Here is a 23,949-nt window from a genome sequence, read left to right on the forward strand (position 1 = left end):
GAGCCGGGAGGCCGGACGGCGCGGCGGGCCGGTCACGTGCCCGCGCGCTCTGGTGCGGGGTCCGCCCTCCGAGGCACATTGGTACCGCTGCGTGCAGCGTGCACCGCAAGGTGGTGCCTTGTCGACCAAGGGGGGCGGGATGGCGGTGGTTCCGCGGGAGCCGGGCGGAGCGTGAGCGCGGAGGAACGCCGGATCGACGCCCATGGCGCCCGGGCGGTGCAGATCGGGGACGGCAACGTCCAGGTGAACGTGTTCGCCACCGCGCTCCCCCCGGCCCGGTCCGCCTACCTCCACCAGGTACGGGCGATCGCCCCCGAGGCGCTCGAGGACCGGGAGGCGGAACTGGCGGAGCTGGCGGACTTCTGCACCCGCCCCGAGGGGGACGCCTACCTGTGGTGGCGGGCCACGCCGTGGGCCGGGAAGACCGCCCTGCTGTCCTGGTTCGTCCTGCACCCCCCGCCCGGCACCCGGATCGTCTCCTTCTTCGTCACCGCGCGCTTCGCGGCCCAGAGCGACCGGGAAGCCTTCCTCGACGTCGTGATCGAGCAGGTGGCGGCGCTTCTCGGCGAGCCCGTCCCGTCGCACTGGACGGCCGCCACCCGCACCGCGCACCTGTGGTCCCTGCTCGACGCGGCAGCGCACCACTGCCGCCGCCAGGGGCAGAGGCTCGTTCTCGTCGTGGACGGCATCGACGAGGACCTCGGCGCCGGCTCCCACAGCATCGCCGCCCTGCTCCCGGCACGCCCCGCGGACGGCATGCGCGTCGTGGTCTCGGGGCGCTTCAGCCCTTCCCTGCCCCTCGACGTCCCGGCCAAGCACCCCCTGCGGGCTCCGGGCGTCCGGCGCACTCTGGAGGCGTCCCCGCACGCGCTGGGCATCCGCAGGGAGGCGTCGCTGGAACTGGGCCGCCTGCTGCGCGGCTCCACCGCCGAGCGGGAACTGGTGGGCCTGGTGACGGCCGCCGGTGGCGGGCTCAGCGGCCGCGACCTGGCGGAGCTGACGGGCCGGCAGGAGTGGGAGGTCGACGACTGCCTGCGTACCGCGGCCGGCCGCACCTTCACCCGTCGGCCGGCCCTGGGGGCCTCCGGTCCCGCGACGACGGCCGGTGATGTACCTGCTGGCCCACGAGGAACTCCAGGAGGCGGCGACGCGCTTCCTGGGTGATGCGCGGCTGAGCGCCCACCGTGACCGCATCCACGCCTGGGCGGACGGGTGGCGCCGTGCGGCCTGGCCGGCCGGAACCCCCGAGTATCTGCTCGTCGGATACTTCCGCGTGCTGCACGCCCACGGCGAGTCGGCCCGGATGGTCGCCTGCGCCCTGGACGCGGACCGCCACCGCGCCCTGCTGGACGTGACCGGCGGTGACGCCGCCGCCCTGGCGGAGATCGGCGCCGCGCAGGACGCGCTCCTCGGCCGGGAGCCGCCGGACCTGCGCACCATGACCCTGCTGGCGGTCCGGCGGGACGCCCTCACCGACCGCAATCGCGGGATACCCACGCGCCTTCCGGCCGTGTGGGCGCGCCTGGGGCACCCCGTGCGGGCCGAAGCCCTCGCCCGGTCACTCCCCGACCCGAGCCGTCGGGCCAGGGCGCTCGCCACCCTGAGCGAGGCGCTGGCCGAGGCCCGGGCGGGTGCCGGGCCCGACGCGCCCGGTGCGGAAGAGGTCGCCGACGAGGCCGAGGCCGCCGCGCGGTCCGTCACCGGGCCGGAAGCGCGGGCGGAAGCCCTGGCGCGCGTTTCCGAGGCGTGGGCGGAGGCGGGTCACGTCCGGCGCGCACGGGAGCTGGCCCGCGAAGCCGAGTGCGCGGCCCGGGCCGGCTTCGGCACGGCCTACGAGCTGATGCTCTCGGTGCGGGCGGTGGCCCGCGCGTGGGCGCGTCTCGGCGACGTGGAGCGTGTGGAGTCGCTCGCCCGTGAGCTCGAGACACGGGCGAAGGAACGTCGCCAGAAGACGACGGGCGACGAACTGCCGCACTGGGCCGCCACGACGGCGCGCGCGCTGGCATGGGCGGGCGACATCGATGGCGCCGAGACCGCCGCCCTGACCATCACCCGCGTCGGGGCGATGGTCAGGGCCCGAGTGGCGGCGGAGCTCGAGCGCCACGGGTACGACGAGCTCGGCGCCGACCTGGCCCGTGAGGCCGACGAGCAGGCACGGACCGTGGGTGAGGCCGAACTGCGGTCCCTGGCACTCGCCGAAGTCGCGGCAGCGGCGGCTCGGGCGGGTGACGCCGGACGCGCCGAGAGGCTGCTGCGGGAGGCCGACGCGCTCACGCGAGCGGGAACCGGTGACACGCACAGGGCGAGGGCACAGGCCAGGTCGCTGGTCGCCGTGGTCGCGGGATGGGTGCGCCTGGGGCGGATGGAGCGGGCCGAGGACCTCGCCCTCCGCTCCGGAGCGCTGATCCGGTCCGGCATGCGGCTGCGGCCCGTGTCCGCACTGGTGTGGGAAGCGGACGTCTGGGCGCGGCTGGGGCGCGGCGACCGCGCCCGGAGTTCGGTGCGGGAGGCGGAGACCGTCGCCCGGGCGGCCGGGCGGTCGGGGCTGCCCCGCCGGAAACTCGCCGAAGTGGCGGTGACGTTGGCGTGGACCGGCGAGAGCGACCGCGCGGAGGCCCTGGCCCGTACGATCACCGATCCGGACGTACGGGCCCACGCGCTGGCCGAGGTGACCACGGGAATCGCCGCCCGGGGGCACACCGGCCGCGCCCACGCGGTGGCGGCGGGCATCACCTCACCGGCGCCGCGGGCACGGGCACTGGCAGCGGTCGTGGAGGGGATGGCGAGGGCCGGGGCCACCCCGGGGGCCCGGCCCGTGCTGGACGAGGCCGAGGCCGCGGCGCGGGCGACGCCCACGGTGGGGCCGCGCGCGCAGGCCCTCGCCGAGGTGGCGGCGGCCCGCATGGCCGTGGGGCAGACCGGACACGCCCGGTCGGCCCTGGGCGAGGCGGTGGCCCTGGCCGAGTGGGTCGCCGGCCGGGACTCCGACGCGGGCGCACACGTCCGGGCGGTGGCGGCGCTGGTCGCGCGGCTCGGCGATCCGGACCGTGCCGCCCGGCTCGCGCGCGGCGTCATGGACCTCGGCCTGCGCACCGATGCCCTGCTGGAGCTGGCGACGGGCCGGGCACTCGCCGGGGAGAGTGAGCAGGCGCGGCTCCTCGTCCAGGAGGCCGAGGACGTCATCGGGACCCACACCGACTACGGGAGGTGGAAGCCCGTGACGACGGGGCTGGCGGAGGTGGCGGAGACATGGGCGCGCTGCGGCCGCTCCGACCGGGCCGCGGAACTCGCCGGGCGGGCCGCGGAACTCGCGCGGGCGGAGGGAGGCCCGGACTCGCACCATTGCCTGGCGCGGACGGACGCGGCGTTGGCACTCGCGCGGCAGGGGGACGTCGAGGGCGTCGAGGCGGTGGCCGGGACGATCGCCGCTCCGTGGTGCCGGGACCGTGCCCTGGCACAGGCCGTGGAGGGGCTGGCGCGGTCGGGGCGTGCCGACCGGGCCGAGGCACTGGCCCGGGCGATCACCCTCCCGCGCTGGCAGGCCGTCGCCCTCGTGGGGGTGGCTCGGCGGAGCGACACGCCCCGCGCGCACCGCCTCCTCGTGCGGGCCCTGCGGCTCGACGCCTGGTGGACCGCGGCCGATCTGCTCGCCGCGGAGATTCCGGACCTGATGGTGGGTGTCCTGGACGAACTCCTCGTGTTCCGGCCCGACTCGGGCGCGTCGGACGGCGAGCACGACGAGCCCACATGGCTCCCCCGCGCACCCAGGCAGTGGACCCTCATGAGGCACCTCGACCAAAGGGAGCCGGAGCCCTTGCAGGTGCACGCTTCCCGGCGCGAGGCGTCCGGCACCATGCCCGCGGGCGGGTAGCATCCGCTTCCTCACAGTCCGGTGGACAGGCGCACGTGTGGAGGAACCGGTGACGGGGAACGGAGAGGCGGCGGAAGTGGCCCGGGCGGGCGAGTTGTTCCATGACGTGCCCGCGGGCCGGGGCGGCGCGCTGTGGCGGCTCGCGGCCGACGGGCGGCAGCTCGACGCCAACCTGATCCGGGTTACGCCGGACACCCGGGTCCCGGCGCACGTGGAGCCCGATCTGGACGTGTTCCTGTACGTGGTGGACGGCGAGGGGCGGCTCGACACCGGGAGCGGGGAGCAGCCGTTGGCGGCGGGGTCGGTGGTGTGGCTGCCGCGCGGCGCCCGGCGCGGTGTCGTGGCGGGCCCCGGCGGGCTGACGTACCTGACGGTGCACCGCCGGCGGCCGGGGCTCACGATCCGTTCCGCCGCCGCGCCCGAGGGCGGCGAGGCGGCGTGCCTGCTCCACCGGGTGTGCCCCGAGTGCGGGCGGCTCGCGCCGGACGGGTCCGACGTCCGCTTCTGCGGGCGCTGCGGGACGCGCCTGCCGGAGGAGTGAGCGGCCGGTTACGTCCTGACCGCCCGGAGGATCACGAACTTCGGGTCGCTCGCCACGACCTCGCAGTTGCCGAAGACGCGGCGCAGCGTCACGTGGTAGCCGAGGTGCCGGTTGCCCACGACCCACAGCTCGCCGCCGGAGCGCAGTGCGCGGCGGGCGCCGGAGAACATCCGCCGGGCGGTGAGGTCGGTCGTCGCCTGGTGGCTGTGGAACGGCGGGTTGTTGAGGACCAGGTCGACGGAGCCGGCGGGTACGCCGGTGAGTCCGTCGCCCACCAGGAACTCGGCCTCGGCGCCGGGCGCGGCACCGGCCCGGAACGTCTCCTCGGCCGAGGCCACGGCCTGGTACGACTCGTCGGTGAACAGCAGTTGCGCGCCGGGGTCGGTCAGTGCCACGGCGAGGCCGACCACGCCGTTCCCGCAGCCCAGGTCGACGACCCGGGAGCCGCCGAGCCCGCGCGGCAGGTGCTGGAGGAAGAAGCGGGTGCCGATGTCGAGGCGGTCGGCGCAGAAGATGCCGGCGTGGTTGACCACGGTCCGGCCGGCGACGGCGGCCGGGGCGTCCCCGGGCAGGGCGTAGCGGTGCGGCCAGGGGCTGGGGGTGCGCGGCAGGGCGGGGTCCGGCGTGGTGTGGATGAGCCGGGCCTTCCGGACGGCCAGGGAGGTGCGGGTCGGGCCGATGATCCGCTCGAAGAGGGCGAGCGTGGAGGTGTGGATCTCCTTCACCATGCCGGTGCCGGCGACGAGCGTCCCGGCGTGCACGGCGGGGGCGAGGCGGTGGAGCTGGTCCTCCAGGAGCGCGAGGCTCTTGGGGACGCGGACCAGCAGGACGTCGACGCGCTCCGGCGGGGTGTCCCTGGTGGTCAGCAGCCGGACGGACTTCTCGTCGAGCCCGGTGCGGGCGAGGTTGGCCCGGGTGGCCTCGCGGGCGAGGTACGAGTCGGTGATCTGGACGACCTGCCCCGGGCGGTGCCGGGCGAGGGAGGTGACCAGGGCGCCCCACCGGTCGCCGACCACCACCACGGTGCCCCGGCCGGGGAGCGGGGCCTCCTGCAGGTGCCGCAGCAGGTACTCGTCGGCGGCGTCCCAGGCACGCAGCCGGTCGCGCGGGTCCTCGGGGAAGCGGGCGAGGGCGTAATCGCCCCATGACGTGGTCAAACGGTTCATCGTCCGCTCAGGCTAGCCGGTGGCCCGGAGGCTCGGGGAACGGGAGCGCCATCCAGTGGTCCGGGACGTCCAGCGGCCGGAAGCCGATCTTCGCGTACACGTCGTGCGCGTCATGGGTGGCGAGCATGATCCGGTTGACGCCGAGCGGGGCGAAGTGGTCGCGGACCGCCTCGACCAGCGCGGTGCCCAGGCCCATGCCCCGGACCGGGCGGTCGACGTAGACGTCGCACAGCCAGGCGAAGGTGGCGTGGTCGGTGACGGTGCGGGCGTAGGCGACCTGTTCGCCGGAGGCCACTTCGTACGCCCCGAAGTTGAGCGAACCGTCGATGGCGCGGTCCTGCTTGTCGCGGCTGCGGCCGGTCGCCCAGTAGGTGTCGGTCGAGAGCCAGTGGTGGATGCGGGCACGGTCCAGGCGGGCGGCGTCGGTGGAGATCTCGTACGCGTCCAGGGGCGCGTCCGGGGCTGTCGTCGTCTCGTCCATGATCGGACTCTGGCAGGACGGGCACGCCCGGTGGAAGTCGGCCGAACGGCTTCCTCGAGTGACGCGGACCACACCTGCGGACGTAGACTCCCCATACGGAACGACAATCAGGGCAAAACGTCGCGAGGAGGTCACTCGATGCACGCGACTGTGGGCGACACATTGCTGGTGCACGGCAGGGTCGTCGGCCAGCACGACAGGACCGCCGAGGTCATTGAAGTGCTCGGGCCGGACGGAACACCTCCGTACCGTGTCCGCTTCACCGACGACGGACACGAAGCCTTGATGTCCCCGGGCCCCGACAGCGTCGTACGCCACAAGGAGCCCGGTTAGTCCGGCCCGCTCCGGCAGACGCGACCGGCCCCGGGAGCCGGCCCGTCCCGGCTAGCCCGGTGGGCGGACCGGCGTCGGGTAGTGATCCGCCACCACCCTGGCCATGGCCCCGATGCGGTCCGTCACGACCTCCTTGGCGGAGAAGAAGACATGGCCGCGCACCCGCGGGTGCTCGGCGGCCAGCGCGAGGTGGCGTGACAGCTCGGCAGGGTCCTGCCAGGCCGCGGGCTGCGCCGGGTCACCGGCCTTGTACAGCGCCTCCCCCACGTACAGGTCCACGTTCGTGCCGCGGGCGACGTCGTCCCACCAGGGCACCAGCGTGGCGTAGTCGGCGGTGGCGAACCCGATGTGCCAGTAGAGCTGCGGCACCACGTAGTCGATCCAGCGCTCCTTCACCCACTTGCGGGTGTCCGCGTGCAGGTGGTCATACGTCTGCACGCCCGCCCGGGTGTCCGAACCGAGCGGGTCGATGGCGGCGTTGCGCCAGACGCCGAAAGGGCTGATCCCGAACCGGACGTCCTTGTCGATCTCCCGGATCGACTCGGACATCTCCCGCACCAGCCGGTCGATGTTGTCGCGCCGCCACGCGGCCTTGTCGGGGAAGCCCGCGCCGTGGGCGGCGTAGGTGTCGTCGTCGGCGAAGGACTGGCCGGCGACCGGGTAGGGGTAGAAGTAGTCGTCGAAGTGCACGGCGTCGATGTCGTAGCGGCGTACGGCGTCGAGCATCGCGTCCTGGACGAAGCGCCGCACCTGGGGCAGCCCCGGGTTGTAGTACAGCTTGCCGCCGTAGGGCAGGACCCAGTCCGGGTGGACCCGCGCCGGGTGGCCGTCCGCCAGCCGGGACGGATCTGTGTGGTTGGCGACCCGGTAGGGGTTGAACCAGGCGTGCAGCTCCAGGTCGCGGGCGTGCGCCTCGGCCACCGCGGTGCCCAGTGGGTCCCAGCCCGGGTCCCGGCCCTGGACGCCGGTGAGGTACTGCGACCAGGGCTCGTACGGCGAGGGCCACAGGGCGTCGGCGGTGGGCCGGGCCTGGAAGACCACCGCGTTCAGCCGCCGCTCCACCGCCGTGTCGAGGAAAGCGAGCAGTTCGGCCCGCTGCCGCTCGGCCGGCAAGCCCGGCCGGGAGGGCCAGTCACGGTTGGCGACGGTCGCCAGCCACATGCCCCGGAACTCCTTGCCGGCCGCCCCGCGCTTCGCGCCGCCCCTGTGACGCGCGCGCCCGGGCCGCGGCGCCGCTCCCGCGCCCGCCGTCGCCCACATCGACGCCACCGCCCCGGCCGCGGCCGCCGCCAGGCTCCTTCTGCCGATATGCCGCATTCATATGCCCCTTACACCAGCGTTGCTCCGGCTTTCTCCCTGTCCCCGCAGAGCATGCCCGCCCCGGAACGTCCTCCACCCGCGCGAACGGAGTAACGTCGTGGGGTCGAGGCGGGCGCCGGAATCACACGGGAGTCCTGCCGCATGGAAGATCAGCGAAAGGCACGATGTGACCGACATCGAACGCGTCGGAGTGGTCGGCTGCGGCCAGATGGGCGCGGGCATCGCCGAGGTGTGTGCCCGCAGCGGCCTGGAGGTCAAGGTCGCCGAGACCACCGGCGAGGCCCTGGAGATCGGCCGTACCCGGCTGTACAACTCGCTCTCCAAGGCCGCCGAGCGCGGCAAGATCACCGAGGAGGAGCGCGACGCGACGCTCGCCCGGCTCAGCTTCACCACCGACCTCGGCGAGTTCGCCGACCGTGACCTGGTCATCGAGGCGGTGGTCGAGAACGAGCAGGTCAAGACCGAGATCTTCCAGGTCCTCGACCAGGTCGTGACCCGTCAGGACGCGATCCTCGCCTCGAACACCTCCTCCATCCCGCTGGTCAAGCTGGCCGTGGCGACCTCCCGCCCCGACCAGGTCATCGGCATCCACTTCTTCAACCCCGCCCCGGTGCAGCAGCTCGTCGAGCTGATCCCGGCGCTGACCACCTCCGAGGGCACGATCAGCCGCTCCCAGGCGATGGTCGAGAAGGTGCTGGGCAAGCACGCGATCCGCGCCCAGGACCGCTCCGGCTTCGTGGTGAACGCGCTGCTGATCCCGTACCTCCTCTCCGCGATCCGGATGTTCGAGTCGGGCATCGCCAGCCGCGAGGACATCGACAACGGCATGGAGATGGGCTGCGCCCACCCCATGGGCCCGCTGAAGCTGGCCGACCTGATCGGCCTGGACACCGTCGCCTCGGTCGCGGACTCGATGTACGCCGAGTACAAGGAGCCGCTGTACGCCGCTCCCCCGCTGCTCCAGCGCATGGTGGACGCCGGGCGCCTGGGCCGGAAGACCGGCTCCGGCTTCTACCCGTACGGTTCGTGACGGAGAGCGACGAACTTTCGCACGGGGTGTGCGGAGCGTGTTCGCATATGCCCTTCGCACACGCTCCCCCCGCACGACCGGGAGGGGTTGACTCGGAGCCGCCGCAGTCGACGAACAGGAGCGGAAACCGTGACCACCGATCCCGATCACTTAACGGCCGTCGAGGAGTTCGCAGAGCTGCGCCGCTGTCTCGACGTCGGGCTCGCCCGGATCGACGGGCAGCTCGCGCTGCTCGCCCAGCGCCACGGCCAGATCGACCGTGATCTGACCGATCTGGCCGCGCGCGTCGCGGCGCTGGAGCAGGCCAAGTGGCCGCTTCCCGCCGTGTCCGCGTTCACCGCCGTGGGCGCCCTGGCGGTGGCGGTCTGGCAGGCGTTGGGGAACTGAGACGGCGTCGGCCGAGCGACTCGGCCGCGCCGGACCGGACGGGCCGGATCAGCCGAGCCGGAGATGGTGCAGCATCAGGAGCCCGGCCGCCATGTTGGCGGCCGGGACCTCGCCCCGCGCGATCATGTCCGGGACGAGTTTCAGCGGTATCCACTCGCGGCGGGACGACTCGAAGTCGTCCTCCGGGTGGCCCGTGTAGGTCGCGTCCTCCGCCCAGTACAGATGGTGGCGGGCGTCGGTCAGGCCGTTGGACGGCTCGACGGTCAACAGGTGCTGCAACGGCCCCGGGCGCCACCCCGTCTCCTCCTCCATCTCCCGGGCGGCCGCGGCGGCGATGTCCTCGCCGTCCTCGACGACCCCGGCGGCGAGCTCCCAGCCCCAACTGTCGGTGATGAAGCGGTGCCGCCAGAGCATCAGCACCTCGTTGGCCTCGTTGACGACGGTCGCGACGGCGACCGGGCGCATCCGGATGAGGAAGTGGTCCAGGTGCCGGCCGTCGGGGAGTGCGACATCCGCCAGGTTGACTTTGAACCAGCGGTTTTCATAGATGGTTTGCTCACTCAGGTTCGTCCACTGCACGTTTCTGCCACCTTCCGACAAGTAGATGGCAATATCGCAGCAGGCCCACCGGTGCGACGGAACGTCGCACGGCTAGGTCACAGCGGCACGCGCAGGGCCCCGTCGATGAGACCGGCCGCCTCCTCCGCGTCGCTGCACCCGCTGGCCACCAGGTGCTCCCGCACCTCACGCAGCCGGTCCCGCAACCGCTGTGACTCCATCCCCCGCGCCCGCTCGGCCATCTCGGCGGCCGTCTGCGCCGCCCGGTCCGCCTCTCCCTGGCGCAGCTCGATCTGGCTCAGCATGGCCAGCCGGTGCACGCGCCCCCGGTCGTGCGCCGGGGAGCGCACGGCGGCCGCGGCGTGCTCCCGCGCGCCGTCCAGGTCCCCCAGGCTCAACAGCGCCTCGGCGACCTGCACGTTGACCAGACCCGGCTGGACGTACCCGGTCTCGTCCGGCTCGTGGCCGGGCCGGATGCGCTCCGCCTCCGACTCCGCGCGCCGGATGCATCTCAGCGCGCCGGACCCGTCGCCGAGGTGCGCGTACGCCTTCGCCTGCATCGCGTGCAGGTCGGCGGCGAGCGCCGGGGTGATCTGCGCCCCGGCGGTACGCAGCGCCGCCTCCGCGAACGCCACCGCCTGCCGGTACTCCCCCATGAACAGCGACTGGTTGACCAGCAGGGCGATCACGTACGCGCCCAGCCCCCGGTCCCCGCTCGCCTTGGCCAGGCGCAGTGCCTGGTGGAAGTAGCGCTGCGCCAGGCCGTGGGCGTCCGAGTCGTACGCGCAGATCCCCGCCACCGCCACCAGTCCGCCGGTCGCCCGGTGCAACTGGCGCCCCAGGGCGTCGTTGTAGCCGCCGCGCAGCAGCGGCGCGGTCTCGGTGTTGAGGAAGCCCACGATCCGGGAGCGGGTGGCGATCCCGCCCGCCCGCCGGTACATCAGCTCGTAGTGCGCCCGGGCGGCCCGCAGCATGGTGATGTCGGACATGCTGACGCGGGTCTGACCGTCGCGCGAGACGTCCGCGTCCTCCGGGGGGTTCTCCCACTCCCACACGGGCATGACGGCGGGCGTGCCGGTCACCGCCGGAGCGCCCAGTATGTGCGGCCGTTGCTGCTCGTCGGAGCGCCACAGGGCGGTGGCCCGCTCCACGAAGCCGGACAGCGGGGAGCCGTGCGTGACGGCCGCCTCGCCGGGGACGCCCAGCCCGATGTCGTCGAGGGTGACCGGGCGGCGCAGCCGGGCCCCGAGCACCTCGCAGATCAGGTCCGGCACCTGGCCGCGCGGCCGCTGGCCCTTCAACCAGCGTGCCACGGCCGTGTGTTCGTACCGCAGTGCCAGACCTCGCGCCCGGCCGGCCTGGTTGACGTGGGCGGCCAGGCCCGCGTGCGATATCCCCGCCTCGTCGAGCAGGGCGTCGAGCAGGGTGTTGGGCTGCATGGGTGCCCCTCCGGTGCCTCGGTGAGCCCAGCGTAGTGGAGCCGGGTTCGCACGGGGTGTGAACGGAATGCCCGTATCCGTGCCCCGCGTGCTCTGCCGCCATGCTCCCGGCGCCGGTTGACTGGGCGGTCTCTCACAGAGGCGGCCGGGCCGTCGGCTCCCCCTCGTACAGTGCGACGGCCCGCGCAGGAGCCGTCCGTCCTGCCGGATCTGCCCGACACTCCGCGGCAGGGCGGGCGGCGCCGGCCGCACCGTCCGATCCGCCGAGCCGCTACCGAGGGGAGGGTGCAGGACGGGTACGGCGCAGCCCGGGGTCCGCGGACTGCGCCGGCACCCGGGAACGGTCGTCGCCACGGTCGTTGCGCACGACCATCAGTGCCACGTCGTCGGTGAGCCGCCCGCCGGTGTGGCGGAGCAGCGCCGTGTGCACCCGGTGGATCAGGGCCGCCGGGGGCACCGGCGCACCGCGCTGGGCCTCCTCCAGCACGTCCTGGAGGCGGAAGAACCGCCCCGAGGCGTCCCGGGCGTCCTCGGCGCCGTCGGTGTGCAGGAACAGCGCCTCACCGGGCGGCAGCGTCGCGCACCGGTGCGCGGGCAGCTCGTCCGGCAGCGGGAAGGCGCCGAGCGGCGGCAACGGGGCCGTGTCCGCGACCGGTTCGGCCCGCGCACCGCCCAGTCGGTAGGGCCACGGGTGCCCGCAGTTGAGGGCCAGCACGGCACCGTCCGGGTGGATCTCCAGGAGCAGTACGGTGACGAACTCCTCCGCCGACGGGCCCTGCGGGTCCCGCCCGCCCGGCGCCGGGTGCTCCTCCCCTGCCCGCTCCCGCACGTGCCGCCCGAGTGCCCGCTCCAGCCGCCTAAGGACGTCCGCCAGTTCGGGCTCGTCGTGCGCCGCCTCCCGGAAGCTGCCCAGCACGGCGGCGACCGCCCCGAGCGGGGCCAGGCCATGACCGCGGACGTCCCCGATGACGACCCGTACCCCGTGCGGGGTGGCGACCGCCTCGTACAGGTCGCCGCCCACGGCCGCGCCCCGGGACACCGAGAGCTGGGCCGCCGCGACGGACAGCCCGTCCAGCCTGGGCGGGAGGGGGCGCAGCAGGACCCGCTGGGCGGCCAGGGCGACCTCCCGGACCTGCTTCAGCTCCCGGACCAGCCCGCACCGCACGCCCAGCACCAGTCCGGTGCCGACGGTGAGGAAGACCGCGCTGGTGGCGATCCGGGTGGCCGTCCCCTCCTGCTGGGCGATCGGGCAGGTGAGCTTCCACAGCACGGCGACGGCGCCCCACAGGGCGGGCAGCGCGAGCGGGGCGGCCGGGGCGAGGCGACGAAGCCAGGGGGGCGTACGAAGCGGGGAACGCGTACGCGGCATGCGGACCGCCCTTCTCCAGGCCCCTCCTCGCGGTCGGGACGATTCTGTCGATCGTCCACGCCCCGGGGGAAAGTCCACCAGACTTCCCACTCGAACGAGTGAGGGCCATGGCCGGTGTTCCGGCCATGGCCCTCAGTGCGCGGGGGACGCTCAGGCGCCGCGCAGCACCGCGCCCGTCCGCTCGGCGGCGAGCGCCACGGCGGTGTCGCGGGCGGCCGAGGCCTCCTCGACGGTCAGCGTGCGGTCACCGGCGCGGAACCGCAGCGCGTACGCCAGGGACTTCCGGCCCTCGCCGATCTGCTCACCGGTGAAGACGTCGAACAGCCGGAGGGACTCCAGCAGTTCGCCCGCGCCCTCGCGCAGGGCGGTCTCGACCTCGGCGGCCGGCACGTCCGCGCCGACGACCAGGGCGACGTCCTGGGTGGCGACCGGGAAGGTGGAGATCCGCGGGGCGCGCAGGGCACCCGCCGAGGCGCGCTCGACGGTGTCGAGGTTCAGCTCCATCGCGCACGTGCGGGCGGGCAGGTGCAGCGCCTTGACCACGCGCGGGTGCAGCTCACCGGCGTAGCCGACGACCTGCTCCGTGCCGTCCACGACGACCGCCAGCTCGGCGCAGCGGCCCGGGTGCCAGGGGCCGTACTGGCCCTGGCGCACGATCAGCTCGGCACCGGCCTCGCGGGCGACGGACCGGGCGGCCTCGATGGCGTCGGCCCAGTCGGCCGGGCGGCCCTTGCCCCACCAGCCGGCCTGCTCGCGGGCCCCGGCCAGGACGACGGCGACGTGCCGCGGCTGCTCGGGCAGCGGCGCGTTCAGCCGTGCGATCTCCTCGTCCGTGGGGCGCCGGTCGACGGGCAGCACCACGGCCTCGCCGGCCTCGGCGGCCGGGTGGAAGACCAGCCCGGTCTCGAAGAGCGCCAGGTCGTGGCTGCCGCGCCCGTCGTTGCGGCGCAGCGCGCCGAGCAGACCCGGCAGCAGCGTGGTGCGCATCGCCGGCTCTTCGTCGGACAGCGGGTTGACCAGCTTGACGACCTCGCGGTTGGGGTCGTCGGCCGCGAGACCGAGCTGGTCGAAGACCTGCTCGGCGACGAACGGGTAGTTCGGCGCCTCGACGTACCCGGCGCCCGCGAGCAGCCGGCCGACGCGGCGGTGCAGCCGCTGCCGGGCGGTCAGGCCTCGGCCGGACGGCGGCTGCGGCAGGGTGGAGGGGAGGTTCTCGTACCCCTCGAGCCGGATGACCTCCTCGGCGAGGTCGTTCGGGTGCGCGAGGTCGGGACGCCACGACGGGACGGTGACGGTGAGGTCGTCCTGCCCGTAGACGTCGCAGCCGACCTCCTGGAGGCGGCGTACGACGGTCTCGCGGCCGTAGGTGACACCGGCGACCCGGTCGGGGTGGTCGGCCCGCATGGTGACCGTGCGCGGCGCGGACGGCGCGACGATCTCGGTGACCCCGGCCTCGGCGGTGCCGCCCGCGAGGAGGACCAGCAGGTCGACGGTGCGCTGCGCGGCAGCGGCGGCGGCCTGGGGGTCGACGCCGCGCTCGAAGCGCCGGGACGCCTCGGAGGACAGCTTGTGGCGGCGCGCGGTACGGGCGATGGAGACCGCGTCGAAGTGCGCGGCCTCGATGACCACCTCGGTCGTGCCCCGCACCTCGCCCGTCTCCGGGTCGGTGACGGAGTCGGCGATCTCGGTGTCGGCGCCGCCCATCACGCCCGCGAGGCCGATCGGCCCGCGGTCGTCGGTGATCACCAGGTCGCCGGCGTCCAGGACGCGCTTGACGCCGTCGAGGGTGGTGATCTTCTCGCCCTGCTCGGCGCGGCGCACGCCGATCGCGCCCTGGACGCGGGTGCGGTCGTAGGCGTGCAGCGGCTGGCCGAGCTCGAGCATCACGTAGTTGGTGATGTCGACCGCGAGGGAGATCGGGCGCATGCCCGCCTTCTGGAGGCGGCGGCGCAGCCAGATCGGGGAGCGGGCCTCGGGGTCGAGCCCGACGACGGTGCGCGCGGTGAAGCGGTCGCAGCCGGTCGGGTCGGTGACCGTGACGGGGTAGCCGTACGAGTTCGGCGCGGGCACGTCGAGCAGCGCCGGGTCGCGCAGCGGCAGGCCGTAGGCGGTGGCCGCCTCGCGGGCGACGCCGCGCATCGACAGGCAGTAGCCCCGGTCCGGGGTGACGGCGATGTCGAGGACCTCGTCGTACAGCTCCAGCAGCTCGGTGGCGTCGGTGCCGATCTCGATCTCGGGCGGCAGCACGATGATGCCTCCGCTGCCGTCGTCGCCCATGCCGAGCTCGTCGCCGGAGCAGATCATGCCGCGGGACATCCGGCCGTACGTCTTGCGCTCGGCGATGTGGAAGTCGCCGGGCAGCACGGCGCCGGGCAGGGCCACGACGACCTTGTCGCCCTCGGCGAAGTTCCGGGCGCCGCAGATGATCTCCTGCGCCTCGCCCGTCCCGTTGGCGTCGCCGACGTTGACCGTGCAGAAGCGGATGGGCTTCTTGAACTCGGTCAGCTCCTCGATGGTGAGGACCTGGCCGACGACCAGCGGGCCGGTGAGGCCGGCGCCGAGCCGCTCGACGGTCTCGACCTCGAGACCGGCCGCGATGAGCCTGGTCTGTACGTCACGGCCGGTCGCCGTCGCCGGCAGGTCGACGTACTCCCGCAGCCACGAAAGCGGGACCCGCATCAGATCTCCATCCCGAACGGCCGGGTGAACCGGACGTCACCCTCGACCATGTCTCGCATGTCTTCGACGTTGTGGCGGAACATCAGCATCCGCTCGATGCCGAACCCGAAGGCGAATCCGCTGTACTTCTCGGGGTCCACGCCGCAGGCGGTCAGCACCTTGGGGTTGACCATGCCGCAGCCGCCGAGCTCGATCCAGCCCTCGCTGGAGCAGGTGCGGCAGGGGCGGTCCGGGTTGCCGACGGACTCGCCGCGGCACACGTAGCAGACCATGTCCATCTCGGCGGACGGCTCGGTGAACGGGAAGAAGTTCGGCCGCAGCCGGGTCTTCATGCCCTCGCCGCCGAAGAGCGCCTGGACCATGTGGTCCAGCGTGCCCTTGAGGTCGGCCATGGTCAGGCCCTCGTCGACGGCGAGGAGCTCGACCTGGTGGAACACCGGGGTGTGCGTGGCGTCCAGCTCGTCCGTGCGGTACACCCGGCCGGGGCAGATCACGTAGACCGGGGGCTCGCGGTCCAGCAGGGAGCGGACCTGGACGGGCGAGGTGTGCGTGCGCAGCACGACGCCGGAGCCGGACGTGCCCTGGGCGTCGGCGACGAAGAAGGTGTCCTGCTCGCCGCGGGCGGGGTGGTCGACAGCGATGTTGAGCGCGTCGAAGTTGAGCCACTCGGACTCGACCTCGGGGCCCTCGGCCACTTCGTAGCCCATCCCGACGAAGATGTCCTCGATGCGCTCCATGAGGGTGGTCAGCGGGTGGCGGGCGCCGGCCGGGGTGCGGTCGTGGGGGAGGGTGACGTCCACCGCCTCCTCGACCAGCACGCGGGCGTCGCGCTCCGCCTCCAGCTCGGCCTGGCGGGCGGCCAGGGCCTTGTTCACGGCACCGCGGGCCTGGCCCACACGCTTGCCGGCCTCGGCCTTGGCGTGCGGCGGCAGGGCGCCGATCTCCCGGTTGGCGAGCGCGAGCGGCGAGGCGGGGCCGGTCTGCGCGACCTTGGCCTCGTGGAGGGCGTCGAGGTCACCGGCGGCGGCGAAGGCGGCGAGCGCCTCGTCCCGCATGCGCTCGATCTCTTCCGGTTTCAGTGCCTCGACCTCGACTGGGTCGTACGACTTGTTCGGTGCCGACATCTCTTCCCGTACTTCCGATGGGCTGGCTGGGGCCCCCGCTCGACGACCGAGGACGCAAAGGTGCCAAAGGACGAGTCTAACGGGGTGTGGGCAGGCGGATGAGCCGCGGATCAGCCCGTGGACGGTCCGGCCCCTCTGTCAGGTGAGATACGAGGGGGCGCCCACGGGCAACGTAAATCGGAACTGGGCGCCACCGGCGGGTCCGCGGCCGACGGTGATCGTCCCGCCGTGGGCCTCGACGATGCCCTTGACGATGTACAGGCCGAGACCGGTGCCGCCTCGCTTGCTCCCCCGCCAGAAGCGGGTGAAGACACGACCCATCGACTCCTCGGGGATGCCGGGGCCTTCGTCGCTCACGGTGACGGCCGTTCCCTTCTCGTCGTCGCTCGGGCCGGTGGGTGCCACCTCGATGGTGACGGTTCCCTCACCGTGGCGCACCGCATTTTCGAGCAGGTTGCCGAGGACCTGGTCGATCTTGTCCGGGTCCGCCCACAGATCGGGCAGCGGACGGCGTACGCGCACGAAGAACCGGTCCGGCGACTGGCCGCGCGCGGTGTGGGCCTGGATGTGGCGGCCGACGGCGGCGGCGATGTCGACCGGCTGGCGCCGCACTTCGAGGCGGCCGGAATCTATTCGGGAGATGTCGAGGAGCTCGGCGATCAGGCGGGTGACGCGGTTGGCGTCGGCGTCGACGGTCTCCAGCATCAGCCGCTTCTGGTCGTCGGTGAACCGCTCCCACTTGGCCAGCAGGGTGGCGGTGAAGCCCTTGACGGACGTGAGCGGCGAGCGCAGCTCGTGGGCCACGGTGGCGATCAGCTCGGCGTGGCTGCGCTCGGTACGGCGGCGGGCCTCGGTGCCGCGCAGGGTGACGACGACCCTGCGGACGGGCCCGAGGGGCTCCTCGCGCACGTAGCGGGCGGCGACGAGGACCTCCCGGTTGCCGGGCAGCAGCAGGTTGCGCTCGGGCTGGCCGGCCCGGATGGCGAGGCCGCCGTACGGATCGGTCAGCGCCCACCAGCGCCTGCCCTTGAGGTCCTCCAGCGGCAGCGCCTGCTCCAGCGGCCGTCCCAGCACCTCGGCGCGGGAAACGGCGGTCAGGCGCACGGCGGCGGCGTTGAAGCACACCACCCGGCCGTTCTCATCGGCGACGACGAGCCCGTCGGGGAGGTCGTCCGGGTCGATCCCGGGCATGCCGGGACCGGCGGGAGCGCCCACGCCCACTAAGGCGCCCTCCCGTACCGCGGGCCTGCTGGTACCGACCGTCATCCCCGTCTCCCACCCCTCCGAGTCACGCAGTGGGCCCCCGAGCCCGTCACCCTACTAGCTGGAGGTGACGGAGCGGCACCCTCCGGCAGCACGCTGCGCACGGGCGGAGCCGTAGAGGCATACGGCCGCGGCGGTCGCGAGGTTCAGGCTCTCGGCCTTGCCGTGGATCGGCACGCGCACCACGGCGTCGGCGAGGGCGCGGGTCTCCTCGGGCAGGCCCCAGGCCTCGTTGCCGAAGATCCAGGCGGTGGGCCCGCCCATGGTGCCCGCGTCGAGCTCGGCGTCGAGGTCGTCCTCGCCCGCCCCGTCGGCGGCCAGGACGCGGACGCCGGCGCCCTTCAGCCCGGCGACCGCCTGCTCGACGGGCACCCCGACGGCGACCGGGAGGTGGAAGACGGAGCCGACGGAGGCGCGTACGGCCTTGGGGTTGTACAGGTCCACGGAGGCGTCCGTGAGGACGACGGCGTCGGCGCCGGCCGCGTCGGCGCACCGCAGTACGGTCCCGGCGTTGCCGGGGTCGCGCACGTGGGCGAGGACGGCGACGAGCCTGGGGCGGCCCCGGAGGATCTCCTCGAACGGCGAGTCCAGGAACCGGCACACCCCGAGCAGCCCCTGCGGGGTGACGGTCTGCGAGACGTCGGCGAGCACGGCGTCGGAGGCGTGGTGGACGCGGGCGCCGGTGGCGCGGGCGGCCTCGACGATGTCGGCGTGCCGCTCGGCGGCCTCGAGGGTGGTGAACAGCTCCACCAGGGTGGGCTCCCCGCCGGTGCGGTGGGCGACGGCCTCGCGCACGGCCTGGGGGCCCTCGGCGATGAACCGGCGGTCCTTGCCCCGGAAATTGCGCTTGGCGAGCCGCCGTGCCGCGATGACGCGGGGGGAACGGGGGGAGATCAGCTCGGGGGTGCCCATGGTGGTCGGCGGCTCTCTTCTCGTACGCACGGGGGTTGAACAGACCGGACCCGCAGGCTCGGGGCCTGCGGGTCCGGAGGGAAGAACTGCGGCCTGGAAGATCAGGCGGCGGCCTTCGGGGCGTTGACGTCGCTCGGGAGCGCCTTCTGGGCGACCTCGACGAGCGCGGCGAACGCGTTGGCGTCGTTGACCGCGAGCTCGGCCAGGATCTTGCGGTCCACCTCGATGTTGGCGGCCTTCAGACCCTGGATGAGGCGGTTGTACGTCATGCCGTTGGCGCGGGCAGCGGCGTTGATGCGCTGGATCCAGAGCTGACGGAAGTCGCCCTTGCGCTTCTTGCGGTCGTTGTAGTTGTAGACCAGCGAGTGGGTGACCTGCTCCTTGGCCTTGCGGTACAGGCGCGAACGCTGACCGCGGTAGCCGCTGGCCTGCTCGAGGATCGCCCGGCGCTTCTTGTGGGCGTTGACTGCCCGCTTGACGCGTGCCACTTGTTAACTCCTTGTAGCGGGGCCGTGGTTGGACTCACACGGCCCGGAAACGATTGGGTCCCGGTGTCGGGCTGCCCTCGCGGGGGCGAGGGCGGAGGTCAATCAGATGCCCAGCATCTTCTTGATCTTGGCGCTGTCACCCGGGGCCATCTCGGCGTTACCGGTGAGGCGACGCGTCAGCTTGGACGACTTGTGCTCGAGCAGGTGGCGCTTGCCGGCGCGCTCGCGCAGGATCTTGCCGGAGCCGGTGACCTTGAAGCGCTTCTTGGCACCGGAGTGCGTCTTGTTCTTCGGCATAGCGCCGTTCTCTCCTCGTCAGTGGCGCTCCCAGCCGGTCCGGGGACCGGCACTCGGGAGCGTCAGATGTGTCGGTTGAATCCTGGGCGGGTGCCCGGGAATCAGGCCTCGGCAGCCTCGTCGGCGGGCTCGTCCGCGTGGACGGCCTCGTCCGCCTGGGCGGGCTGGCCCTGGCGCTCCGCCTTGCGGGCGGCCTGCGCCTCACGGGCCTCGGCCATTGCCTCGGTCTTCTTCTTGTGCGGTCCGAGAACCATGATCATGTTCCGGCCGTCCTGCTTCGGGTTCGACTCGACGAAACCGAGGTCCTGGACGTCCTCCGCGAGCCGCTGCAGCAGCCGGTAGCCGAGCTCCGGCCGGGACTGCTCGCGACCACGGAACATGATCGTGATCTTGACCTTGTCGCCCTGCTTGAGGAACCGGACGACGTGACCCTTCTTGGTGTCATAGTCGTGCGGGTCGATCTTCGGCCGGAGCTTCATCTCCTTGATGACCGTGTGCGCCTGGTTCTTGCGCGCCTCACGGGCCTTCATGGCCGACTCGTACTTGAACTTCCCGTAGTCCATGAGCTTGCAGACCGGCGGACGGGCGTTCGCCGCGACCTCGACGAGGTCGAGGTCGTACTCCTGCGCAAGCTCCAGGGCCTTGGCAAGCGGGACAATCCCGACCTGCTCGCCGCTGGGACCGACAAGTCGCACCTCGGGAACGCGAATCCGGTCGTTGATGCGGGGCTCGGCGCTGATGGATCCTCCTCGGTAGCACCACGCGACCGCCTGGCGGACGGACGCGTAACGTCTGTTTCGTAAGACCAACCGCGCCGGTGCATGAAAAATGCCCCGGACGGGACACAGGCGGGGCTCCACGTGCTACCGGAGCACCGCCACGGCGTACCGCGGGGCGCACATCGGGCGGCTCCATCGTCCGTACGGAACGATGGGCGCCACCTGACCGGTGACCCGCCGTCCCGGAGGACGGCCAGGTGGGAGATCGGAGCCTCCACTTGTGGGCCGGATCACGAGTCGTGTCCAGCCGGTCGTCACACCAGGTTAGCAGCTCCCGGGGGGTGGGGCTAACGGGGCACGGGCCGCATATCGTGGTGGCATGAGTGACGCCACGCCGAGCAACGCCTCCGCCGCCGAGACCACCGATTTCGAGACCATGACCCGCGACATCGCGGAGGTCCCCGCGGTCGAGGTGATCGTGACGGTCGCCGTCAACCTGATGAGCGCCGCCGCGGTCAAGCTCGGTCTCACCGAGGAGGGCGACCAGTACAAGGACCTCGACGAGGCCCGCAAGCTGATCCACGCCCTGGGCGGCCTGCTGGACGCGGGCGCCACGGAGATCAGCTCCTTCCACGCGGCGCCCCTTCGGGACGGGCTGAAGTCGCTGCAGCTCGCCTTCCGCGAGGCGTCCATCGTCCCGGACGAGCCGGGTCAGGGCCCGGGCGAGAAGTACACCGGTCCCGTCTTCGGCTGACCGTTCACCGCTTGACGTAGAAGGGCTCGCCCGGGGGCGTGGCCGTGGACGGCAGGAGTGCCAGGTCCAGGCCCCGCACCAGGCGGGCCCTCAGCGTTTCGTCGGCCGCCAGGGCCCGGGCCACCCGCTGGGCCGCCTCGGCGGGCGGCGCGTCGGGTGCGAGGACCAGGGCGAGGGTGCCGTCCGCGCTGCCGGGCCCGAGGTGGGCGCGCAGCACGGCGGGCTCGGCCGCGACCACGGCGCGCACCGCCGCCGTGACTGCCGGGTCGGCCAGTGGGTCGGTGGACGTGCGGCCCTCGGCGAGGGCGAGCAGCGCGGGGCCGGTCACCTGGTACGGCACCGGTCCGGCGAGGTCCAGCACGAGCGTGTCGGCCTTCTCGTGGGCGGCCGCCTGGAGCGCCTGGTGCAGCGGGACGGCGACGGGGCGGGCGGCCGGGTCCCAGCGGGCCAGCGACTGGATGGACGTGAAGGCGGGCAGCGCGCGGCGCTCCCCGGCCGTGAGCGTGGGCACGGCCATGTCGCTGGTCTTCTCGCGGCGCAGGCCGGTCTCCTCGTCCTCCTCCACCTCGCCGAGGACGGCGACGACGGGCACCAGCAGCCGGGCGTCCCTGAGCGCCGCGAGGACGCGGGGCTCGGCCGCCCGGTCCTCGGCCCAGGCCGCGAGGGCCGCGCTGAGCTCGGGGTCGGCGGTGCCGTCGTCGTCGGAGAAACCGGGGTCCGGGATGTTCTTGAGCGCCACGCGACGAGCCTAACCGCGCGGGTCAGCGCCCGGCGGCGCGCCCCCCGCGCCACAGGACCACGGCGGCGGCCAGCAGCAGCACGCCGATGCCGCCGCTGACGGGGGCCAGCAGGCCGGCGCCCGCCTCCTCGCCGGGCGCGGCGGCGGGCCCCGTGCCGAAGTACCGCTTGCCGTAGCCGGCGGTGGCCGCCTTGAGGTCGGCCGGGCGCAGCCGGGCGCCCGCCTCGATCGCGGCGGCGGGGTCGACCGTCCCGTACCCCTTGTCGATGTCGTGGCCGCCCGCGGGGCGGTCCCGGGCGGTGTCGATGAGCAGCTTCTTGATCTGCGCCGGGGTCAGGTTCGGATGGGCTGCCTTGACCAGGGCGACGGCGCCGGAGACGAACGCCGACGCGGCGCTGGTCCCCCACCCCTGGTAGTACTTCCGGTCGGGGTCGGGGATCACGATGTCGACGCCGGGTGCGCTGACGGTGGCGTACCACCGGCTGGTGGAGAACGCGGCGTGCGCGCCGTACCGGTCGACGGCGGTGACCGCGATGACGCCGGGGTAGGCGGCGGGGTACGAGATGTGGTCGCCCTTGTCGCCGCCGTTGCCGGCCGACGCGACGACGACGGCGCCCTTGGACAGGGCGTACTGCACGGCGGCGTCCTCGCCGGCGTCGGGGTGCGCGGACTCGCTGTCGTCGCCGAGGGAGAGGTTGATGACGTCGGCGCCCTGGTCGACGGCCCAGCGGATGCCCTGGGCGAGGGCGGTGCCACGGGTGTTGCGGGCCTTGGTGCGGGCGGGGTCGCCGCCCTCGAGGATGACGCGGACGGGGAGGATCTTCGCCTCGGGCGCGATGCCGAGGACGCCGTCCTCGCGGCCGGAGCCGTGTCCGTGACCGGCGATGATCCCGGCCATGGCGGTGCCGTGGCGTGCCCAGGGGCGGTCGCCGCGCTTGGCGCCGAAGCCGATGAGGTCCTTGCCGGGCAGCACGTTGCCCTCGAGGTCGGGGTGGGCGGCGTCGACGCCGGTGTCGAGGACGGCGACGGTGATGCCCTCGCCCTTGGTGGTGCGCCAGGCCTCGGCCGTGCGCATGGCCTCAAGGCCCCACTGCTGGGCCCGGATGCCGTCGGCGTGGGCGGGCGTGGCGGGCAGCACGGCGAACGCGAGGGCCGCGAGGGCGGCGGCGAGGGCGGTACGGCGGCGACGGTGCGTCATCGGGGGTCCTGCGTGGCCTTTCCGGTGGTCGCGGTGGTGCGCAGCCCGCGCTCGATCCGGTCGGCGATGCCGTCGGCGTCGTGGCCCAGCCCGGCCTGGGCGGGTGTGCTGGTCTGGCCCTCGGCCATCGCCTCGGCGGCCGGCTGGGCGTCCTCCACGGTCCGGCCGTCGGCGAAGCCCGACACCGCGTACACGATGACGGGTACGTCGGTGAGGACGCTCACCCGCCAGCTCGCGCGCTGCGCGTCGCCGAAGCCCGCGGCGACGGTGCCGCGGCCGGGGAGGGTGCGGGGCAGGAGGTCGGTGCGCTCGTCGAGGCTCTCGTCGGCGAAGCGGTCGCGCAGCGCGGTCATGCCGGCGCGGTCGGCGGTGGTGAAGACCATGCCGACGGTGGTGACGCTGGTGGAGGTGGCGTCGGTGTACGTGGCGCGGACGACGCGCTCGCAGCCGACCGGCCGCAGGGTCCGGAGCAGCAGCGGGTCGAAGGCCCCGGCGCACGTGCCGTCGGGCGCCACGGCCACGCGCGTCCAGGTCCGGTCGGCGCCCCCGGGTCCGGCGCCCTCGCCGTCGAGGGTGCGCGGGAAGAGCGTGTCGACCGGGACGGTGTGCCACAGTCCCCGGGCCTCGGTGAACCGGTCACCGGCGGACGTCCGGGCGGCCGAGTCGCCCACGAGCCAGGCCCCCGCGGCGGCGCCGCCGGTGAGCCCGAGTCCGAGGACCAGGCAGGCGACGGCCGCGGCCGCGCGGAGGGGGTGCCTGCTGCGGACGGGCCGGAGTCGGGTGGTCGTCTCGACGGGCGTCTCGGGCGGCAACCAGTGCGGCGCGGGGGCGTGAGGGACGGGGGGCGGTGCGGGGGCGTGAGGGGTGGAGGTGTGCGGTGCTTTGTGCGGCGCGGAGGTGTGCGGCGCGGCGGTGCGCGGGCCCGGGTTGTGCGGCGCGGCGGTGCGCGGCGCGGCGGCGCCCGGGCGGGGCGTCAGGTCGACGGCGCCCACGGGCCGGCGCCGGGTGGGCGCGGCGGAGGGCACGGGCGGCGTGGCGGGCGCGGGCGGGGCCGGCGTGGGCACGGCCGGTGGCTTGGCGGGCGCGGCGGGGGGGGCCATGGGCGGCGGGGCGCGGGGGGGCGCGGGCGGGGCCGCCGGGGGCGGCGGGGCGGGCCGGGGCCCGCGGACGGGGCGCCGCCGGGGCGGGCTCTCGGCGCTCTCAGCGCCTTCGGGCCCGGGCGCCCGGGGGGGGGGGGGGGGGGGGGGGGGGGGGGGGGGGGGGGGGGGGGGGAAACGCCGG

Annotated in this window: 23 protein-coding genes; 7 read left to right on the forward strand and 16 right to left on the reverse strand. The window is 74.1% G+C overall.

Annotated features, from left to right (window positions below; translation table 11 throughout):
* Positions 1–171: 171 nt before the first annotated feature.
* Genes E2B92_RS19495 through E2B92_RS19505 form a run of 3 tightly spaced genes read left to right on the forward strand, consistent with a single transcriptional unit; the run spans position 172 to position 4,412 of the window.
* Entirely contained in the window at positions 172–1,164 is a 993-nt protein-coding gene (locus E2B92_RS19495; protein WP_126885061.1) for a hypothetical protein, read from the forward strand.
* The gene (locus tag E2B92_RS19500) at positions 1,106–3,871 is read left to right on the forward strand and encodes a hypothetical protein (RefSeq protein ID WP_126885062.1); all 2,766 of its coding nucleotides are present in this window, start codon (positions 1,106–1,108) and stop codon (positions 3,869–3,871) included. The genes E2B92_RS19495 and E2B92_RS19500 overlap by 59 nt, the downstream gene beginning before the upstream one ends.
* A gap of 49 nt (positions 3,872–3,920) precedes the next feature.
* Complete coding sequence (locus E2B92_RS19505) at positions 3,921–4,412, forward strand: cupin domain-containing protein (RefSeq protein WP_126885063.1); 492 nt, start codon at positions 3,921–3,923, stop codon at positions 4,410–4,412.
* 8 nt (positions 4,413–4,420) lie between these two features.
* On the opposite strand, the gene E2B92_RS19510 is transcribed toward E2B92_RS19505, so the two are convergent.
* Positions 4,421–5,578: a methyltransferase gene (locus tag E2B92_RS19510; protein ID WP_126885064.1), complete on the reverse strand. Its 1,158-nt coding sequence runs from the start codon at positions 5,576–5,578 to the stop codon at positions 4,421–4,423.
* Between the two features lie 7 nt (positions 5,579–5,585).
* On the reverse strand, positions 5,586–6,059 hold the full coding sequence (locus tag E2B92_RS19515; protein ID WP_126885065.1) for a GNAT family N-acetyltransferase: 474 nt from the start codon (positions 6,057–6,059) through the stop codon (positions 5,586–5,588).
* Between the two features lie 138 nt (positions 6,060–6,197).
* Between E2B92_RS19515 and E2B92_RS19520 the strand changes: the two genes are divergently transcribed.
* Entirely contained in the window at positions 6,198–6,392 is a 195-nt protein-coding gene (locus E2B92_RS19520; RefSeq protein WP_126885066.1) for a DUF1918 domain-containing protein, read from the forward strand.
* 51 nt (positions 6,393–6,443) lie between these two features.
* On the opposite strand, the gene E2B92_RS19525 is transcribed toward E2B92_RS19520, so the two are convergent.
* A complete protein-coding gene (locus E2B92_RS19525) occupies positions 6,444–7,709 on the reverse strand; it encodes a glycoside hydrolase family 10 protein (protein ID WP_126885067.1) in 1,266 nt (421 codons plus the stop codon).
* Positions 7,710–7,878: 169 nt separating this feature from the next.
* On the opposite strand from E2B92_RS19525, the gene E2B92_RS19530 reads away from it, so the two are divergent.
* Positions 7,879–8,742, forward strand: coding sequence for a 3-hydroxybutyryl-CoA dehydrogenase (locus E2B92_RS19530; RefSeq protein ID WP_185923577.1), 864 nt, complete (start codon positions 7,879–7,881; stop codon positions 8,740–8,742).
* A gap of 129 nt (positions 8,743–8,871) precedes the next feature.
* Positions 8,872–9,129, forward strand: coding sequence for a hypothetical protein (locus tag E2B92_RS19535; protein WP_126885069.1), 258 nt, complete (start codon positions 8,872–8,874; stop codon positions 9,127–9,129).
* A 48-nt stretch (positions 9,130–9,177) separates the two neighbouring features.
* On the opposite strand, the gene E2B92_RS19540 is transcribed toward E2B92_RS19535, so the two are convergent.
* From E2B92_RS19540 to infC, 10 genes are all read right to left on the reverse strand, one after another.
* Positions 9,178–9,708, reverse strand: coding sequence for an NUDIX hydrolase (locus tag E2B92_RS19540; protein ID WP_126885070.1), 531 nt, complete (start codon positions 9,706–9,708; stop codon positions 9,178–9,180).
* A 77-nt stretch (positions 9,709–9,785) separates the two neighbouring features.
* Positions 9,786–11,126: a transcriptional regulator gene (locus tag E2B92_RS19545; RefSeq protein ID WP_126885071.1), complete on the reverse strand. Its 1,341-nt coding sequence runs from the start codon at positions 11,124–11,126 to the stop codon at positions 9,786–9,788.
* Positions 11,127–11,397: 271 nt separating this feature from the next.
* Entirely contained in the window at positions 11,398–12,495 is a 1,098-nt protein-coding gene (locus E2B92_RS19550) for a PP2C family protein-serine/threonine phosphatase (protein WP_126885072.1), read from the reverse strand.
* 150 nt (positions 12,496–12,645) lie between these two features.
* Positions 12,646–15,174 carry a phenylalanine--tRNA ligase subunit beta gene (gene pheT / locus E2B92_RS19555; RefSeq protein ID WP_126885073.1) on the reverse strand — a complete coding sequence of 843 codons (2,529 nt, stop codon included), beginning with the start codon at positions 15,172–15,174 and terminating at the stop codon, positions 12,646–12,648.
* The gene (gene pheS, locus E2B92_RS19560) at positions 15,174–16,298 is read right to left on the reverse strand and encodes a phenylalanine--tRNA ligase subunit alpha (protein ID WP_126885074.1); all 1,125 of its coding nucleotides are present in this window, start codon (positions 16,296–16,298) and stop codon (positions 15,174–15,176) included. The genes pheT and pheS overlap by 1 nt, the downstream gene beginning before the upstream one ends.
* A gap of 138 nt (positions 16,299–16,436) precedes the next feature.
* Positions 16,437–17,564 (reverse strand): sensor histidine kinase, encoded by a 1,128-nt coding sequence (locus tag E2B92_RS19565; RefSeq protein WP_126885075.1) that lies wholly within the window; start codon positions 17,562–17,564, stop codon positions 16,437–16,439.
* A gap of 54 nt (positions 17,565–17,618) precedes the next feature.
* On the reverse strand, positions 17,619–18,473 hold the full coding sequence (locus E2B92_RS19570) for a TrmH family RNA methyltransferase (protein ID WP_126885080.1): 855 nt from the start codon (positions 18,471–18,473) through the stop codon (positions 17,619–17,621).
* 101 nt (positions 18,474–18,574) lie between these two features.
* Entirely contained in the window at positions 18,575–18,961 is a 387-nt protein-coding gene (rplT, locus tag E2B92_RS19575) for a 50S ribosomal protein L20 (protein WP_064068121.1), read from the reverse strand.
* A gap of 102 nt (positions 18,962–19,063) precedes the next feature.
* Positions 19,064–19,258 (reverse strand): 50S ribosomal protein L35, encoded by a 195-nt coding sequence (gene rpmI / locus E2B92_RS19580; protein WP_041128339.1) that lies wholly within the window; start codon positions 19,256–19,258, stop codon positions 19,064–19,066.
* A gap of 101 nt (positions 19,259–19,359) precedes the next feature.
* Positions 19,360–20,067, reverse strand: coding sequence for a translation initiation factor IF-3 (gene infC, locus E2B92_RS19585; protein ID WP_126885076.1), 708 nt, complete (start codon positions 20,065–20,067; stop codon positions 19,360–19,362).
* A gap of 289 nt (positions 20,068–20,356) precedes the next feature.
* On the opposite strand from infC, the gene E2B92_RS19595 reads away from it, so the two are divergent.
* Positions 20,357–20,731, forward strand: coding sequence for a DUF1844 domain-containing protein (locus tag E2B92_RS19595; RefSeq protein ID WP_126885077.1), 375 nt, complete (start codon positions 20,357–20,359; stop codon positions 20,729–20,731).
* 4 nt (positions 20,732–20,735) lie between these two features.
* On the opposite strand, the gene E2B92_RS19600 is transcribed toward E2B92_RS19595, so the two are convergent.
* Genes E2B92_RS19600 through E2B92_RS19610 form a run of 3 tightly spaced genes read right to left on the reverse strand, consistent with a single transcriptional unit; the run spans position 20,736 to position 23,732 of the window.
* Positions 20,736–21,470, reverse strand: coding sequence for an SseB family protein (locus tag E2B92_RS19600; protein ID WP_126885078.1), 735 nt, complete (start codon positions 21,468–21,470; stop codon positions 20,736–20,738).
* 22 nt (positions 21,471–21,492) lie between these two features.
* Positions 21,493–22,668 carry a type VII secretion-associated serine protease mycosin gene (gene mycP, locus E2B92_RS19605; protein WP_126885079.1) on the reverse strand — a complete coding sequence of 392 codons (1,176 nt, stop codon included), beginning with the start codon at positions 22,666–22,668 and terminating at the stop codon, positions 21,493–21,495.
* Complete coding sequence (locus E2B92_RS19610) at positions 22,665–23,732, reverse strand: hypothetical protein (protein ID WP_235033100.1); 1,068 nt, start codon at positions 23,730–23,732, stop codon at positions 22,665–22,667. Before E2B92_RS19610 ends, mycP begins: the two co-directional genes overlap by 4 nt.
* Between the last annotated feature and the right edge of the window lie 217 nt (positions 23,733–23,949).

The sequence above is a fragment of the Streptomyces sp. WAC05374 genome (genome assembly GCF_004353505.1).
Taxonomy (GTDB): domain Bacteria; phylum Actinomycetota; class Actinomycetes; order Streptomycetales; family Streptomycetaceae; genus Streptomyces.